Below are 15,300 nucleotides of genomic sequence, written 5' to 3' on the forward strand. Positions count from 1 at the left end.
GGCTTTATGCAACAAGATTCTGGAACAGTGTCCGTGGTCGGCGGGAAATCTGCATCCCACTGTATTAGCGAAGGTCAATGATTGTACGGTTCAGGGCATAGCGTCCGATTACTGCGACAAAACGGCCCCTGACGTTGTCGCTTCGAACCATCTCACCAGCCGGTCAAGCGCTGCGTTTTTGTTGCGGATTGGTCGGTGTTGTAAAAAATACGAATGTCCCGGGCTTGAAACAGTCGGCTCAATCCGCAGCACATCGCCCTGTTCCAGCGCATGATCGACCAAACCGCGCCAGCCGAGGCAAATGCCTTCACCTCGGCGAACCGATTGCAGCAGAAATGGATAAGCATCAAATGTTGGAACCTGTCCAAAGGTCGGCGCTTGCAATCCTGCCCGGACGAACCACTGCTTCCACGTCAAAAAATCGGTATCGCCAACATCCAAATGCAAGAACAGTGACGGATTGAGGTCGGCAATTTTGTCCTTAACTTCGGGGTGTGACTCCAGAAACTCAGGGCTGCAAATCGGAAAGACTTCGGCTTCAAACAGGGGAACAAACGGCCGCTCCGGCAGTTTAGTCGTATCCCAGACGACAGCAGCGTCGAGACGGTTGTGGTCAATATCTCCCAGTTGGTCGGTCGTAACAACGCGCACTTGCGCACCATCCAGGTATTCCCGCAGGTCAGAAAATCTTGGCATCAACCATTGATCTGCGAACCCGAAAGAGCAGGCGAGTGTTACTTCTTGCCGGTCGGGTGGTGCGGATATTTCGCTCCAAATCTGGTCCAGATGACCAAACCCGAGCGCCACTGCATCGGCCAAACGAAGAGCATTCGCAGTGGGTGTGATCTGGTTGTTGTTACGCTCAAACAGGGACTGTCCCAGCCGATCTTCCAAGGTCGAAATGTGCCTGGAAACAGCGGGCTGGCTCAGACCCAACTCCACTGCAGCGCGCGACAGACTTGAGTGGCGAACAGCGACCTCAAGAACCAGCAATGCGTTTAGGGATCCAGCGGTGGGGCGTATCGATCTCTCCATAACAAAAAGCTATGGCCAGCATTATATTTTGACCAGTGTATTTTTCTATTATTGGCGTCCATCCTTTCTGGACTGGAAGACCTCTAATGAAAAGTCTGTGTAAAAGCCCAATGACCAATCGCCCTTTGTCTCACATTCGCGTCCTCGACTTTGGCCAATACCTTGCGGCTCCTCTGGTTGGCATGATGCTGGCCGACATGGGGGCCGAGGTCATTCGAATCGACCCACCCAACGGCCCGGCCTTTGACGACCCGGCATTTCGGATGATTTCGCGTGGCAAGAAGACTCTGACGCTGGATTTGAAAACCGACGCAGGACGCGAAACTGCGATCGAGTTGGCGAAACGAGCTGACGTCGTGATTGAGAACTTCCGACCGGGTGTCATGGGTCGTCTTGGCCTGAGTCCGGATGTTCTCCGAGCGGTGAATGATCAACTGGTTTATCTGTCCATGCCAGGCTTTGCATCGACCGATGTTGATTTGGCTGGGCTGCCTGCTTGGGAAGCTGTCATCGCGGCTTACACCGGTCAATTTACGGACATGGGTCTGAACCGACGGCTGATGGGGATCAACCCGTCCTTTACGCCGCTGACACTGGCATCAGCATATGGCGCAAGTTTTGGCGCGATGGCGGTTCTGTTTGCCCTGAAAGCACGGGACCGTAATGGCGGAGATCACATCGAGGTACCTTTGGCCGCGGCACTTCTGGAAGGTCTGATTTATAACTGCGAGCAAATCGAAGATTACCCCGAGCGATACAAATCCCCGCGAGAAGTCGAACTGGATCGGCGCGCGGCAAACGGTCTTCCAATGAACCTAGAATTCGACGAACTGTCCGAATTCCTCGATCCCTTTTATCGCACCTACACCTGTGCCGACGGCCGAGGTTTCTACGTTGTATCAGGATCGGTCTCAACACATCCTCGCCGCGTATTGGAAACGCTAGGTCTAAAGGGCTTAGCGGATGAACTGCCCGACTTCTCAGCTTATCTAGACACAAAGGACTGGCCCGCTGAATGGTCGATGCGCAACTATCCTGTTGGAGAGGCAGACAGGGCGCGCGTCTCTTCTGCTATGAAAGAGGCATTCCTGACTCGTCCATCTCATGAATGGGAAGAGTTGTTCGGCACCGCCAAGGCTCCGGCTACGGCACAACGTTTCAGTAAAGAGTGGCTGGCTGATCCCCACGCTTTGGCTTCGGGTCTTGTGCTACGGGTCGAAGATGCGCGCCATGGCGAAATGCGCCAAATGGGTAACGTGGCTTGGTTGTCCGGCGATGAAGGAGCTTCCGTAAAAACTGGCCCAGCTCCTACTAGCCTTGAGGCCTTATTGGCTGAGGCGCCGCGTAGCGGAGGCGCGACAAGCAGCAGCGGTTGGCTGGATGGGCTCAAAGTTCTCGACCTCACGAATGTAATTGCTGGCCCGACCATCGGCTCAACGCTGGCGCGCTTTGGCGCTGACGTGACTTTGGTTCAGCCGGTCGAACCGTCAGTCGACCCGTGGAACACCGTCGTTTTCGGCATTCATGCCCAGCGAGGCAAGGAAAGCATTCTTCTGAACCTGCGCAGCGAAGAAGGGCAGGAGGTTTTGTCAAAACTCATTGCCGAAGCCGAAGTGATAACAATGAACGGCACCGACCAACAACGCGACAAGTTAGGCCTGTCACCCGAGCGGCTGGAAGAGATCAACCCTCGGCTAATCCTCGTACAATTAGACGCGTTCGGTGGTCCGCTACGTGGGCCCAAGTCTGATCACTTGGGCTATGACGACCTCGCGCAGGCCGCGACCGGTGTTATGGTGCGGTTCGGCGGAGGAATGGACACGCCCGAAGAACATGCGCATTTCGGAACGATCGATGTTCTGACCGGTTTCTGCGCCTGCGTCGCATTAGGCGGCGCGCTTCTCAGGTTGAAAGAGACAGGTAAGGGTGGCATCGCGCGAGCCTCTCTAGCAGCTGCGGGCAATCTCATTCAGGCGCAATTCATGTATGACTATGAAGGCCGAGCCCCCTTTGACGAACCTTCTGGTCGCGAGGCCTTGGGCTGGGGGCCATTCTATCATTGCTATCAGGCCCAAGATCAGTGGATGTTTTTTGCAGCCCCAACCGAGCGGCAGGCGGCTCTTGCGAGAGTTGCGGAACTGGCAGACCTTGCGACAGTTGCACCTGACTTACTGCATAACACTTTGGCCGAGCGTTTTCGGTCCAAGCCTCTTTCCTATTGGCAAAAAGCCTTCGGACCAAGCCAGACAACAGTTGTTCCGCTGGCTTCGCTTCACGAAACCCGTGACAAAGCGCTACAAGTTGAAAGCGCGGGCGACATCGATCTTGCTAACGCAACATTCCGCGTCATCCGGCATGACAAACACCCAATGGGACGCTGGTGCGATCTGGTAGCGCCAAACGCGGTGCGTCCAAAGAACGGGCAAATCAGCATTCCGGGCCCAATGCCAAAATACGGGGAACATACGCGCTCTATCTTGGCGCGCCTTGGTTATGGCAATCCACAAATTGACGCCATGCTATCGACAGGAATTGTAAGCAGCAGCTGGTCCGACAAATACCTGCCTGAATAGACCTTGCACCGCACACTGTACTGGATGGTTTCTTCCTAAAGCCATCCAGTGCTTAGGTCTGACGAAAAATCATACAAACACTCGGCGGCAACGTCCTGTTAAAGCTGTAATGTGACCGGCCCGGATGGTTTTTTCTGTTTTTTCTAAAGCGCCCAGGGGCGCAGAATAGTTACACATCCGATGATCAGAAAGCGGCAGAAGCCTGGTTCGCGCAGGCGGACCAAAGCGCGCTGAACAAGTTGTCACGCACAATTATGGTCGGCCTTCCTGGGCTAGAAGAAAGCTATACACCGGACACATTTGCGCACGGCTCGCGGCTTATGACGGAAGCGACCATGACTCCCTTAGACGGCAGCTCGCGTTGTTTCTTGAGATCGTTCTCTCAGTTGCCGAAGCTGAAGGCGCTAAACTGTCGCTCCATCCAAACTATCCCCCTCTGGACCTTTTTGGATTGCCACGAATTGTCTCGACAAAGGCCGATCTAGAAGCCATTGCCGCGATGTCCTCCTCCGAGGCGCTAGGGTTTACTCTGTGCACCGGATCTTTGGACGCACATGCGGGTAATGATCTTGTGGCCATAGCTAAAAAACTTGGCGATCGGATTCAATTCGCCCACTTGCGCGCAGTAAAGCTTGAAGAGGATCAGAGAAGCTTCCACGAAGATCCTCATCTGGCGGGTGATCTGGATATGGTCGGAGTAGTGCGTGAACTCTTGCGGATCGAAGACGCCACCGACACTGAAATCCTGATGCGGCCGGATCACGGCCATCGTATTTTGAATGATCAGGCGTATGACGCTGTTCCCGGGTACCCGGCGATCGGCCGTCTGCGGTGTCATCCACACTTTGAAGGTCGTCGGCATATGAAAAGGCAAGTTTCCAACACTGCAAAGCCATGAGCACAATCCCGCCGACCATCGCCCTCAAAAAGTAAAAAAGAACTTTTCCAAAACAACTATTGTTTGTAGGTTCTTCATGTCGCGTATTCTGCGCGGCCATATTAAACCGCGTTTTAGGTGCTGTTTAACCAACTTCCGGTAGAGTTCGAGTGAACCGTTGCGTCGTTCGTCGTTGCGAGCGGCAGGGGTAGTTTTGTGTGTGTTTTAGGAGGAACCCGGAAACCTAACTTGGTCAGAACTCGTCCCGCGCGGAAACTGGAGGAGAAGCAATTAATGAGCGACTTTAACACCTACAGCATTGTCTTTTTCGGAGATAGCTACACGGACGGCGGACGTTTAAACCAACTGATCTTGGACGCGACCGGGTTAGATTCCAATCCAATTCTGAACGAAGAGATTTTTACGGAAGGCCAGGCAAACAACGGATTCAACTATGCCAATTTTCTACCCGGAGAGCTGGGTATAGACGAAGAAAACGCTCAGAACTTTGCGGTCAGCGGTGCGCGCGCCCTCGTGGATCGTTCTTTGCCCGAATTCCTTGGTGCAGTCGGCATTGTCGTTCCCGACGATGCGCCCGGGGCTTCTGTCCATGTGGACCTGGACGCGCAAGTCAGCGAATATTTGGCTACGCTACCAGCTGAGGGAGCCCCGGATCACGCCACGGCCTCGTTGTTTATGGGAATCAACGACGTTAATGCGCCGGATTATCCTGTAACTGGTGAAACGGTAGAGGCCGATGCCACAGCTTATGGCGACCGTCTGTTTGACGAAATACTGGCACAGGCGCAGCGGCTGGCCGATGCGGGCGTAGACAACCTCATCCTGTACACAATTCCAAAACAGGGCGACTTGCCGTTGCAACGCGGTTTTTACCCAGCTGAGGTGCTTGCCGCATCAGATATTGCATCGGCGCATTTCAACGAACGGCTGTTAAGCGAAGCAAGCATTTTCGAAGAGCTGGGTTTCACCGTCAAAGTGATCGACTTTGCCTAGTTGTTCGACGAAGTTCGGGGCGACTTCACAACTTTTGGGTTCCGGACCTTCGACAGCCCTCAGACATTGGACTTTATCAACATCAATCCAGAAGTAGATGGCGTTCCGGTTGATCAGATCGCGATGACAGACGTCATACACCCTTCGGAGAAGCTCAACGAGGCGATGCTCCAATTCCAATTGGGTATTCTGAATGGGAACAGCGAGATCGGGACCTCGGGTTCAGACTTTCTGAGAGGGTCACGCGACACGGACATGATACTTGGCCGTGATGGCAACGATATTCTCCTTATGGGGCGCGGAGATGATGTCGGTCTTGGGGGCCTTGGCAATGATATCGTCAAGGGCGGTCGCGGCGACGACTTGATTTCTGGCGGCAGCGGTAAAGACATGTTGATAGGCGGCCGCGGCGATGACTTCATTGCAGACGGCGCCGGAAACGACAAATCCATTGGCGGTCGCGGTGATGACGTCCTTGTGGATGGTCTTGGTTCTGACCTTTTGCTTGGGGGCAGGGGCGACGACGTGTTCGTTTTCACAGAACAGTCGCTTTATGGCGCCGATGACTCATCAGACCAAAACCTGTTCATTGGTGGCCGTGGTCAGGATACGCTGGTTCTACGCCTAGAGGACGGCACTGCCGAAGCCTTTGAGGCCGGAGAGCTGACGCTTGCAGACCTGGGTATCACTGCATACGGCATCGAAATCGTCGAGGTCGTCGCAGGCCTCGAACTACCGGACACACTGACAGAAAATCCGTTAGTCGACGCCGCCCAAATGTGGGGATTTGTGTAACGAAAAAGCGGCGGCCTCAAAAATTGGGGTCGCCGCTCTCTTCTGGGATTAAGGTTGGTCAAAGCCGATTTAGAATTTTGCTTTCGACAGTGTGTTGGACAGTTCCCAAAGATTTTTGGCACCTTCAGCGTCATAAGCTAATTCCCGGTACCCGCCCTGCATCACACCTTCGGCTATAGGTTCCGAGATGTGGCAGTCTTCCAGATAGAGGCCTGTTTTGCCATTCAAGTCGGGTGATTTTCTGTGGCGTGTTGCAGTTTTCTTCTTTGGTTTCTAAGCCCCCGTATCTTTTGAGAACCCGCCCATGGCTCAGACCTTCCGACTTTAATGATATGTCGTTTCGACCAGTTTGCAGGGCCATTAGACATTCCCTTTTTATAGTTGTTTAAATTTCAGTAATTTTCGGAACCGGGTCTTTCCAAGGTCCAAGGGTATTGATCACATCTGAACTGATGCTATGTCGTCGAGGAGGTGCAATTTTGTATTTACATTTAGACGACACGCTCGCTTATGTAAATTTTATTATTTACATTTTATAGAGGCGCAGATAAATACAATTTCAAGTGCACTTTTTTGAGCGCTTGCCAAACAATCTGACGTTTCCCTGCAGCGCTTTACCCAAAACGCCGCACGGGTTCGATATCCAGGTCTTGCGCGCAACGGCGTCGAGGCACCCAGAAACGCGACACCCCCCTGTCGGAACGGAGAGTGGCATATGGCCTATTCACTGAAATTGAATGGCACAACCCATGAGGTTGATGCAGAGCCCGGAACCCCTTTGCTGTGGGTTATCCGGGACGAGTTGAAGATGACCGGCACCAAGTTCGGTTGCGGGGTCGCTTCATGCGGGGCCTGCACGGTGCATTTGAATGGCGAACCAGTACGCTCATGCCAGACCTTTATTGAAGATGTCGAAGACGCCGAAGTTTCGACCATCGAAGCCATGTCCCAAGACAAGATTGGTGCGGCGGTTCAGAAAGCTTGGGTCGAATTGGATGTCGCTCAGTGCGGATACTGCCAGTCGGGTCAGATCATGTCGGCTGTTGGTCTGCTGACAGCGAACGGCAAACCAACCGTGGAAGAGATCAACGCTTACATGCAGGGCAACGCCTGCCGCTGTGCCACCTACCAACGCATTCGCGCCGCTGTTCAGCGCGCATCAGAAATTCTGGAGGTCTGATCATGACGACTCTTTCCCGCCGAGGCTTTCTGAAAACAGCCGCCGCCGCAGGGGCCATTCTTGCCGTGGGTGTTCACCCGAGCGGTGGCATCGCAGCGGGCACCGAACCTACCGTGATGAACCCGTTCCTCAAGCTGGCCACAGACGGTCGTGTGACCGCCATTGTCAAGCACGCCGAAATCGGACAGGGCGCGGCAACTGGTCTGACAACGCTGATCGCCGAAGAGCTTGGCGTGCAGATGGATCAGATTGACTTCGAATTCGCGCCGTCTAACCCGCAGCTGTATAACAACCTGCATCTAGGCACGCTTCAAGGCACTGGTGGTTCGACCGCGATCGCGAACTCTTACGTTCAGTACCGCACCGCGGGCGCCGCTGCCCGTGACATGCTAATAAACGCCGCCGCAAGTGACTGGGGTGTTTCTGCCTCTGATCTGAGCATCGAGGATGGTGTTATCACCGGCGCAGGCCATTCGGCCCCGCTGGGTGATTATGTGGTCGCGGCGTCGCAACTCGAAGCCCCAGCCGAGCCGAAACTCAAAGATCCGTCCGAGTTCAAACTGATTGGTCGCTCTGATCTGCGTCGCAAGGATGGCGCGTCAAAGACCGACGGCAGCGCCAAATTCGCGATGGATCTGCATCTGGACAACCAGATCTTTGCCACGGTTCTGCGCAGCCCGCGCAAGGGCGGCAAGCTGGTTAATTTCGATGCGAGCGGAGCGGAAGGCATTCGCGGCTTCATCGGTGCCGAAGCCCTGCCTGCAATCAACTCCGTCGCAATCTATGCCGACAGCACTTGGGCCGCTTTTCAGGCTCGCGACGCTGTCGACGTCACATGGGACGATTCCGAAGCCGAAACCCGCGGCTCGGATCAGATCAAGGCTGAGATGTTGGCGCTGCTGGATGTAAAGGCGACATATGATGTGACCGGCGATGCCGACAGTGCTGCTTCCAAAATCAACGATGCGGCGACAGTGCTTGAAGAAACCTTCTACTTCCCACTTCTTGCCCATGCACCGATGGAGCCATTGAACTGCATCGTTGAGCCTGGTGAAGATGGCGGCGTCATCCTGCACGATGCCGCGCAGGGCACCACGATGGTCCACAATTCGCTGTCTCAGGCGCTGGGTCTACCGTGGGAGAAAATCAAGATCAACGTCACGCTTGCAGGTGGCTCGTTCGGTCGCCGCACCACATCGGACAGTGACTATCAGGTCGAAGCCGCGTTGGCCTTTGCCGCAACGGATCGCACCCGCCCACTCAAACTAGTCTGGTCGCGTGAAGACGACATTACAGCAGGCTTCTACCGCCCCGCAGTAGCGCACCGCGTAAAGGTTGGTCTGGATGCCGAAGGTAACATCCTTGGATGGGACCACCGGATTGCCGCGCAATCGCTGATCAAAGGCACCGTTTTCGAAGACTTCGTCATCAAGGACGGGATCGATGCGACTTCGGTCGAAGGTGTGAATGATACCCATTACATGGTTCCCAACCTGTATGTTGGTTTGACCGACGCACCCAAAGCAACAACCGTTTTGTGGTGGCGCTCGGTTGGGCACACGCACACGGCATACGTCATGGAAAGCATGATCGACGTGGTTGCCAAAGCCGCTGGTCGTGATCCTCTGGAGTTCCGTCTTACGCTGCTTGACGGTGGCGACAAGGATCAGGCGCGTCTGGCCGGAGCACTGAAGCTGGCTGCAGAAAAAGCGAACTGGGGTCAGGTTGCGGAAGGCCGTAGCCAGGGTTTGGCTGTCCACAAGAGTTTTGGCTCCTATGTCGCTGAGATTGTGGAAGTTTCAGGTACAGCCGAAGAGGGTATTCAGGTCGAACGTGTGACTTGTGCCGTCGATTGTGGTCTGGCCGTGAACCCGGATGTCGTCAAAGCTCAGATGGAAGGCGGCATCGGCTACGGCATGGGTCACGCCATGCGCAATGAGATCACGCTGACGGATGGGGTTGTAGACCAATTCAACTTCCCCGACTACGAACCCCTTCGGATCGGCGATATAGCAGCAATCGATGTCCACATCGTTCCTTCGGCCGAGGCTCCGTCGGGTGTTGGTGAACCTGGAACACCTCCTTCTGCCCCTGCGCTGGCGAACGCAATCGCTGTCCACGGACCACGCGTTACCACTCTGCCCATGATCAATAGCGGTGTAGACTTCGCGTAAAAAAAAGAACCCCGATCGGTTCTATAGAAACTTTGCTTTCCGACGGCGCAAGTGCGCCATCGGGCGGCAAAACACCAGTTTCATCGGCACTGAGGCGCTTTGGCCTCAGACGCGGCGTCGGGTCCTCCCGCCTCTTGCAGCGCCGAAAGCATCGGTATAGGGGAATTAATCGCTTGCGATTACCTTCGGTAAATCGGTGAACAAAATGAAGCTGACTGAAAAGAAAAGACAAAGCATCATTGAGGCAGCGATTGCCGAATTCCAAGAGCATGGCTTCTTGGGCGCAAACACGACGCGCATTGCAAAACGTGCAGGGGTTTCCAGCCGCACGCTCTACAATCACTTTGAAAGCAAAGACGCGCTGTTTCACGCGATCTCTGAAATTCTTCTGGAGCGCAACTCGGTCATGGAGCCTGTGCCCTATGACGAGACCCGCCCATTGGAAGAGCAGCTGATCGAGGCTTTGCATAAGTACGTTGCGCAAGTCACAGAAAAAGATGTGATCGGATTGAACCGTTTGGTTAATTCCGAACTGTTGCGTGATTTGGAACGTGCGCGGGCGTATTACGCCGAGTTTTCATCGCATGATTACCCGATTACCACGTTGATTGCCGAAGCAATGGAGCAAGGGGCCCTGCGCAAGGCTGATCCGGGTTATGCTGCATCCCAACTTCTGGGCTTGGTTAAAACGTTCTACTTCTGGCCTGAATACCTGATTGGGAAAAACATGGCAGCAGACGGCACAATGGAAGACTGTGTCCGAATGTTCCTGAACCACTACAAGGCCTGAGGTTGGGTTTCTGGTTTAGCTTAGCTCTTCAAGAAATTGATACATTGGGCTTTTAGCCGAGTTGGTGGGTAGAATTGCGCCAGCGTCTTCCGTTCGAACGCTGGCGCTGCTTTTTTGTCAGATATGAACGTAGAGGTCGTTATCCTCAACGGTCACATCAAAGCGTCTGGTTTTGACGGAAGGGTCGACTAGAAACTCACCAGAGCGAATATCAAATTCCCATCCATGCCAAGCGCAGCGCACGATTTCACCCGCCCGGTCATACACAAACTCGGTGTTGTCGGTCTGCTTAGTGGTGCCGCAAACCGGCCCTTCGCATAGAGCTGCGCCTTTATGGGGGCATATGTTCAGCAATGCGTGAAAGCCATCCTCTAAACGAAAGACACCGATTGGCATATTCGAAACGGTGACAATTTTGGCGGCGTCGGAAGGAACGTCCTCGACTTTGCAAGCGAAGTGTTTGTTAGCCATGCTTCTCGTTCCTTTATTCTGCAGCGGTTGTCATTGCGCGCGGCAATCGGGTGTAAACATCCAAAGCGTTCAGACCAAAGATCTTCTCACGCCAAGCAGGCGGGACGTGCAGCTTATTCACATCGTCATAGTCCCAGTGCGGGTAATCCGACGCAAACATCAGAGTGTTTTCGCCATCCATCGCCTCGAGCGTCGCCCAAAGGTGTTGAATGTTCTCGGGCTGTTCCAGCGGCTGGGTCGACATGCGGATGTTCGACTTGAAGTACTCCGATGGCAAACGCTTGAGCCATGGGGTTTCTTTACGCAAAGCTTTGTAGTTCGCATCCAGACGCCACAGAACCGATGGCACCCATGCCACGCCACACTCAATGATCACGACCTTTAGCTCAGGCCATTTTTCAAACACGCCATGTGCGATCAGGCTGGCCATGTGGGTCATAGCAGTTTGCGGCAGAATGGCGTGCGTTTCCCAGAAGAAGGTCGACGGACCGGCGCCAACGGGATTTGAGTTGATACCACCCTGGCCACCGAGGTGCATAGCGAAGGGCAAACCCATTTCAGCACATGCTTCATAAATCGGATGGTAGAACGGATCGCCGTAAGGGCGGGCCGCTCCGTGGCTGACCAGAACCTGAACGACACGTGGATGGCCACCCACGCGGCGAATCTCGGCCGCTGCCAGATGCGGGTCTTGTGGAGCTACAACGATCGAACCCCAGAACCGCTCGTCCTTGGGCAGCCAATAATCGATCATATAGTCGTTATAGGCTTTGCACAGGGCATTGGCATAGTAAGGGTTAGCCAGGGTCGATGCCTCAATTGGCTCATCGCCAGTCAGAATCGCAACGTCGATGTTGTATTTATCGAGGTGCTTTTCTTTCATGATCAGGTAGTTGTCGTCTTCCTCGATCGGATTGACGTCATGACGGGCAAAGCCCTCGGGGTGGAACCACGGACGGTGGCCGTGTGGGAATGCTCCACGCGGCCCGGTGCGCTCACCACGGACGAACATGTCTTTGAACAGTCCTTCCATGTAGGGTTCCAGAACCGTGGCACTGCACCAATAATTGTGGCAGTCGCAATCGACGATAAACATGAACTTCTCCTGTTGCTGGCACCGATTTTGGGCGGGCTTTCACTCTTGTTCATCGAAGGTTGATATCGACGGTTATTTGACAAATAAATGCAATTGAAATGCGTCTATCAATCGGATTTATCGATCAATGAACCGCCAGCTTCTGGTTACGTATATGGATGTTCTGGAAACACGGAACTTCAACCGAACTGCAGAACGCCTCAATGTCACTCAGTCCACTGTCAGTGCCCGCATACGCCAGCTCGAGCAGGATCTGGACACCCGATTGTTCGAACGCGGCCGTGGCGGTGCAGAGCCGACTGCTGCGGGGCGCCGATTCGAGACCCATTGCAGGTCGTTGCTGGCCGCATGGAGCCTGGCCAAACGAGACGTCGAAGATGATGCCGGTGGCAAGCGACGGAGATTGCGAATTTCGGTCCAGTTCAGTTTGGCGCGCTCCGTCTTAATCGACTGGACCCGAGAAGTTCGCAAAAAAACGCCTCGGCTGGATCTGTACTTGGAATCAAACTTCTCTCAACAAATACAGCGTGATGTATTGACAGGCGAGACAGATATCGGCGTCGTTTTCGTTCCGCATCAAGCTCCGGATGTGCATGTGGTTGAGGTCGGCAGTGAAAACTATGTTATGCTATCGACTGAGTGCGATTGTTTGGAGGACGTTCAATGGTCGCACTACGTCAAAGTTGCTTATACTTCGTATTTTGATCGCCAGCATGGAGAGTTGTTCGCTGAACAACCGCAAAGCTCAACCGTGGTGGGTAGTGACGATCTGGCTTTGGATTTCCTCAAAGATAACGGAGGCACCGCCTATTTCCCCGGGTTTGCAGCGGCCAAACTGTGCGAAACTGTGCCAGGCCTGCGCCAGGTAAAGGAGGCACCGATTATTCCTCAGCCTGTCTATGCCATAGCCCACGTACGTAAACGCCATGATCCATTGGTGGCGCAGGCTATTTCTGTGTTCGAGGAATTGATCAAGCGCCAATCAATCGCAAATACCGATTGATACAACAAATCTGATCAGTGTTATGCAACACCCGCTTCAATATTCTCGCGCGAACCAAAATTGGAGGTTTCCGCAAGATGCTGGTCGCGACAGATAGTCCGTTTTCCCTGAGCTCAGCCAATAACCAGCCCTGCTATTCGGGCGGGCCTGCAACACTGATTTGCAAAGCCGTTATCGAAGAGACCCACGATAGTAAGACACTGGTCTTTGAAGATACTCAGAGCCGCAGCTTTGATTTCAAACCCGGCCAATACGTGACCTTTTCCATTGAAATCGAGGGGAAAACACATGTGCGGGCCTATTCGATTTCATCCACGCCAACGCGCCCACACAATATTCAAATCACAGTAAAGCGTGTGCCGGGCGGTTTGGTTTCGAACTACTTGAACGACCATATGCAACCCGGAACTGAGCTTGAGATTGCCGACATTTCTGGAGGGTTTAACTGGATCGACATCCCAAGCGAAAAACCCCTGCTATTGTCCGGCGGATCGGGGGTAACCCCTGTCATGTCGATGCTGCAATATGTGACCGATGTGACCCTGCCCAAAGATATCGTCTTTGTGCATTTTGCGCGCTCACCCAAAGATATCATCTTCCGAGATCAGCTAGAGTTTTTGAACCGTCGTTTTGCGAACGTAAAAGTTCACATGATCGTCGACCAAGCTGATGAAGGTTTTGACGGCGAAACCGGACAAATCTCAGCCGACTTGCTGCAACGCCTTGTGCCAGACCACGTCGAACGCAGCATTTTCATGTGTGGTCCCGAAGGTTTCATGAAAGCAGCTCGTGACGTAGCCAACGTCATTCCATTTGCAGCCGTTCACGAAGAGAGCTTTGGCGAAAAGATCACTATTGAAGAGAGTGCGGGCACTGGTGGCGAAGTCTACTTCTCGCTCAGTGGGCTGCACGGGCATGCGAAAGAGGGCGAAACCCTGCTCGAAGCCGCCCTAAACGCAGGTGTCTGGATTGATTCAGCCTGTCAGCAGGGTGTCTGCGGCAACTGCAAAGTTCGCCTGACGCAGGGCGAAGTCGAGATGCAGGACATGGGCGGCCTGCAACCCGGTGACACGGAAATGGGATATGTTCTGGCGTGTTGCAGTTGGCCCAAAGGTCCAGTTGCGCTGGATGCCTGACCGTCATTGGCCCCTAAAAGCTAGAAGCAGGGCGGGTTGATCCCGCCCTGAACTATTTCTTCCAACCCTTTTAGGCCGCCGCGATTTGGCCAGCCTTCTCAACCAGGACTTCTGCCTGGCGGATCGAAGCATAGTCGATCAGGCGACCATCCAGCGAGACCGCACCTTTGCCTGCAGCTTCGGCTTCGGACATTGCCACCAGAATGCGTTGGGCTTTGGTGACTTCAGCATCTGACGGCGACATCACCTCATTTGCCAAAGCGATCTGGCTTGGATGGATCGCCCATTTGCCTTCGCACCCCAGAACGGCGGCACGTTTTGCGGCTGCGCGATAGCCTTCAGGGTCCTGGAAGTCGCCGAAAGGTCCGTCAATTGGGCGCAGGCCGTTGGCGCGTGCTGCCACAACCATACGAGCCAATGCATAGTGCCACATGTCACCCCAATGGGTCATGCGTCCACCATCCGCATCCGCGTCCGTCAGGACCGAATAGTCTGGGTTCACGCCACCGATAATCGTGGTCCGTGCGCGGGTCGAGGCGGCATAGTCCGCAACACCAAAATGCAGGCTTTCATTTCGTTTCGAGGCTGCCGCGATCTCGCTGACGTTCTGCATACCAAGCGCCGTTTCGATGATGTGCTCGAACCCAATGCGTTTCTTATACCCCTTGGCGTCCTCGATCTGTGTCACCAACATGTCGACCGCATAGACATCGGCGGCGGTGCCAACTTTGGGGATCATGATCAGGTCTAGCCGCTCGCCGGCCTGTTCGACCACATCCACCACGTCGCGATACATGTAGTGCGTATCCAGACCGTTGATCCGCACCGACATGGTCTTGTTGCCCCAGTTGATATCGTTCAGAGCCTCAATGATATTCTTGCGCGCCTGTTCTTTTTCATCGGGCGCAACGGCGTCTTCCAGATCGAGGAAGATGACGTCCACATCCGATTGCGCTGCTTTCTCGAACATACCGGGTTGGCTACCTGGCACGGCCAGTTCGCTGCGGTTCAGGCGGGCAGGGGCTTGTTCAATGGCGTGAAAGCTCATGGTTCGGGTCCTTCAAATTACAGGTTTGGATAGATAGGGAATTTGGCGCAGAGGTCTGCGACTTCTGCCTTGACCTTGGCTTCGACTTCAGCGTTGCCGTCTTCGCCG

Annotated in this window: 14 protein-coding genes; 9 read left to right on the forward strand and 5 right to left on the reverse strand. The window is 54.2% G+C overall.

Going from position 1 to position 15,300, the window contains the following annotated elements; translation table 11 throughout:
* Nucleotides 1-108: 108 nt before the first annotated feature.
* Nucleotides 109-1,035 carry a LysR substrate-binding domain-containing protein gene (locus tag ACR0EO_RS15520; protein WP_480691406.1) on the reverse strand — a complete coding sequence of 309 codons (927 nt, stop codon included), beginning with the start codon at nt 1,033-1,035 and terminating at the stop codon, nt 109-111.
* Nucleotides 1,036-1,145: 110 nt separating this feature from the next.
* Here ACR0EO_RS15520 and ACR0EO_RS15525 point away from each other — a divergent pair, with 110 nt between their 5' ends.
* From ACR0EO_RS15525 to ACR0EO_RS15540, 4 genes are all read left to right on the forward strand, one after another.
* Nucleotides 1,146-3,608: a CoA transferase gene (locus ACR0EO_RS15525; RefSeq protein ID WP_480691407.1), complete on the forward strand. Its 2,463-nt coding sequence runs from the start codon at nt 1,146-1,148 to the stop codon at nt 3,606-3,608.
* Between the two features lie 202 nt (nt 3,609-3,810).
* A complete protein-coding gene (locus tag ACR0EO_RS15530; protein WP_480691422.1) occupies nt 3,811-4,506 on the forward strand; it encodes a mannonate dehydratase in 696 nt (231 codons plus the stop codon).
* Nucleotides 4,507-4,779: 273 nt separating this feature from the next.
* Entirely contained in the window at nt 4,780-5,499 is a 720-nt protein-coding gene (locus tag ACR0EO_RS15535) for an SGNH/GDSL hydrolase family protein (RefSeq protein WP_480691408.1), read from the forward strand.
* On the forward strand, nt 5,500-6,294 hold the full coding sequence (locus ACR0EO_RS15540; protein ID WP_480691409.1) for a calcium-binding protein: 795 nt from the start codon (nt 5,500-5,502) through the stop codon (nt 6,292-6,294).
* Nucleotides 6,295-6,363: 69 nt separating this feature from the next.
* Here the strand turns inward: ACR0EO_RS15540 and ACR0EO_RS15545 are convergent, their stop codons facing one another.
* A complete protein-coding gene (locus tag ACR0EO_RS15545) occupies nt 6,364-6,522 on the reverse strand; it encodes a hypothetical protein (RefSeq protein WP_480691410.1) in 159 nt (52 codons plus the stop codon).
* Nucleotides 6,523-7,009: 487 nt separating this feature from the next.
* Between ACR0EO_RS15545 and ACR0EO_RS15550 the strand changes: the two genes are divergently transcribed.
* From ACR0EO_RS15550 to ACR0EO_RS15560, 3 genes are all read left to right on the forward strand, one after another.
* A complete protein-coding gene (locus tag ACR0EO_RS15550) occupies nt 7,010-7,474 on the forward strand; it encodes a (2Fe-2S)-binding protein (RefSeq protein ID WP_480691411.1) in 465 nt (154 codons plus the stop codon).
* A 2-nt stretch (nt 7,475-7,476) separates the two neighbouring features.
* Nucleotides 7,477-9,648 carry a xanthine dehydrogenase family protein molybdopterin-binding subunit gene (locus ACR0EO_RS15555; protein WP_480691412.1) on the forward strand — a complete coding sequence of 724 codons (2,172 nt, stop codon included), beginning with the start codon at nt 7,477-7,479 and terminating at the stop codon, nt 9,646-9,648.
* A 205-nt stretch (nt 9,649-9,853) separates the two neighbouring features.
* Entirely contained in the window at nt 9,854-10,438 is a 585-nt protein-coding gene (locus tag ACR0EO_RS15560; protein WP_480691413.1) for a TetR/AcrR family transcriptional regulator, read from the forward strand.
* Nucleotides 10,439-10,555: 117 nt separating this feature from the next.
* Here ACR0EO_RS15560 and ACR0EO_RS15565 read toward each other — a convergent pair whose 3' ends face one another.
* Complete coding sequence (locus ACR0EO_RS15565) at nt 10,556-10,909, reverse strand: Rieske (2Fe-2S) protein (protein ID WP_480691414.1); 354 nt, start codon at nt 10,907-10,909, stop codon at nt 10,556-10,558.
* A 13-nt stretch (nt 10,910-10,922) separates the two neighbouring features.
* Nucleotides 10,923-12,005 carry an amidohydrolase family protein gene (locus ACR0EO_RS15570; RefSeq protein WP_480691415.1) on the reverse strand — a complete coding sequence of 361 codons (1,083 nt, stop codon included), beginning with the start codon at nt 12,003-12,005 and terminating at the stop codon, nt 10,923-10,925.
* Between the two features lie 127 nt (nt 12,006-12,132).
* Here ACR0EO_RS15570 and ACR0EO_RS15575 point away from each other — a divergent pair, with 127 nt between their 5' ends.
* Together ACR0EO_RS15575 and ACR0EO_RS15580 are read left to right on the forward strand one after the other, a co-directional pair.
* The gene (locus tag ACR0EO_RS15575; protein ID WP_480691416.1) at nt 12,133-13,008 is read left to right on the forward strand and encodes a LysR family transcriptional regulator; all 876 of its coding nucleotides are present in this window, start codon (nt 12,133-12,135) and stop codon (nt 13,006-13,008) included.
* Nucleotides 13,009-13,085: 77 nt separating this feature from the next.
* A complete protein-coding gene (locus ACR0EO_RS15580; protein WP_480691417.1) occupies nt 13,086-14,144 on the forward strand; it encodes an FAD-binding oxidoreductase in 1,059 nt (352 codons plus the stop codon).
* 70 nt (nt 14,145-14,214) lie between these two features.
* Here the strand turns inward: ACR0EO_RS15580 and ACR0EO_RS15585 are convergent, their stop codons facing one another.
* Nucleotides 14,215-15,192, reverse strand: coding sequence for an HpcH/HpaI aldolase/citrate lyase family protein (locus ACR0EO_RS15585; protein WP_480691418.1), 978 nt, complete (start codon nt 15,190-15,192; stop codon nt 14,215-14,217).
* Nucleotides 15,193-15,300 lie beyond the last annotated feature (108 nt).

The organism is Ruegeria sp. BE9, assembly GCF_056538765.1.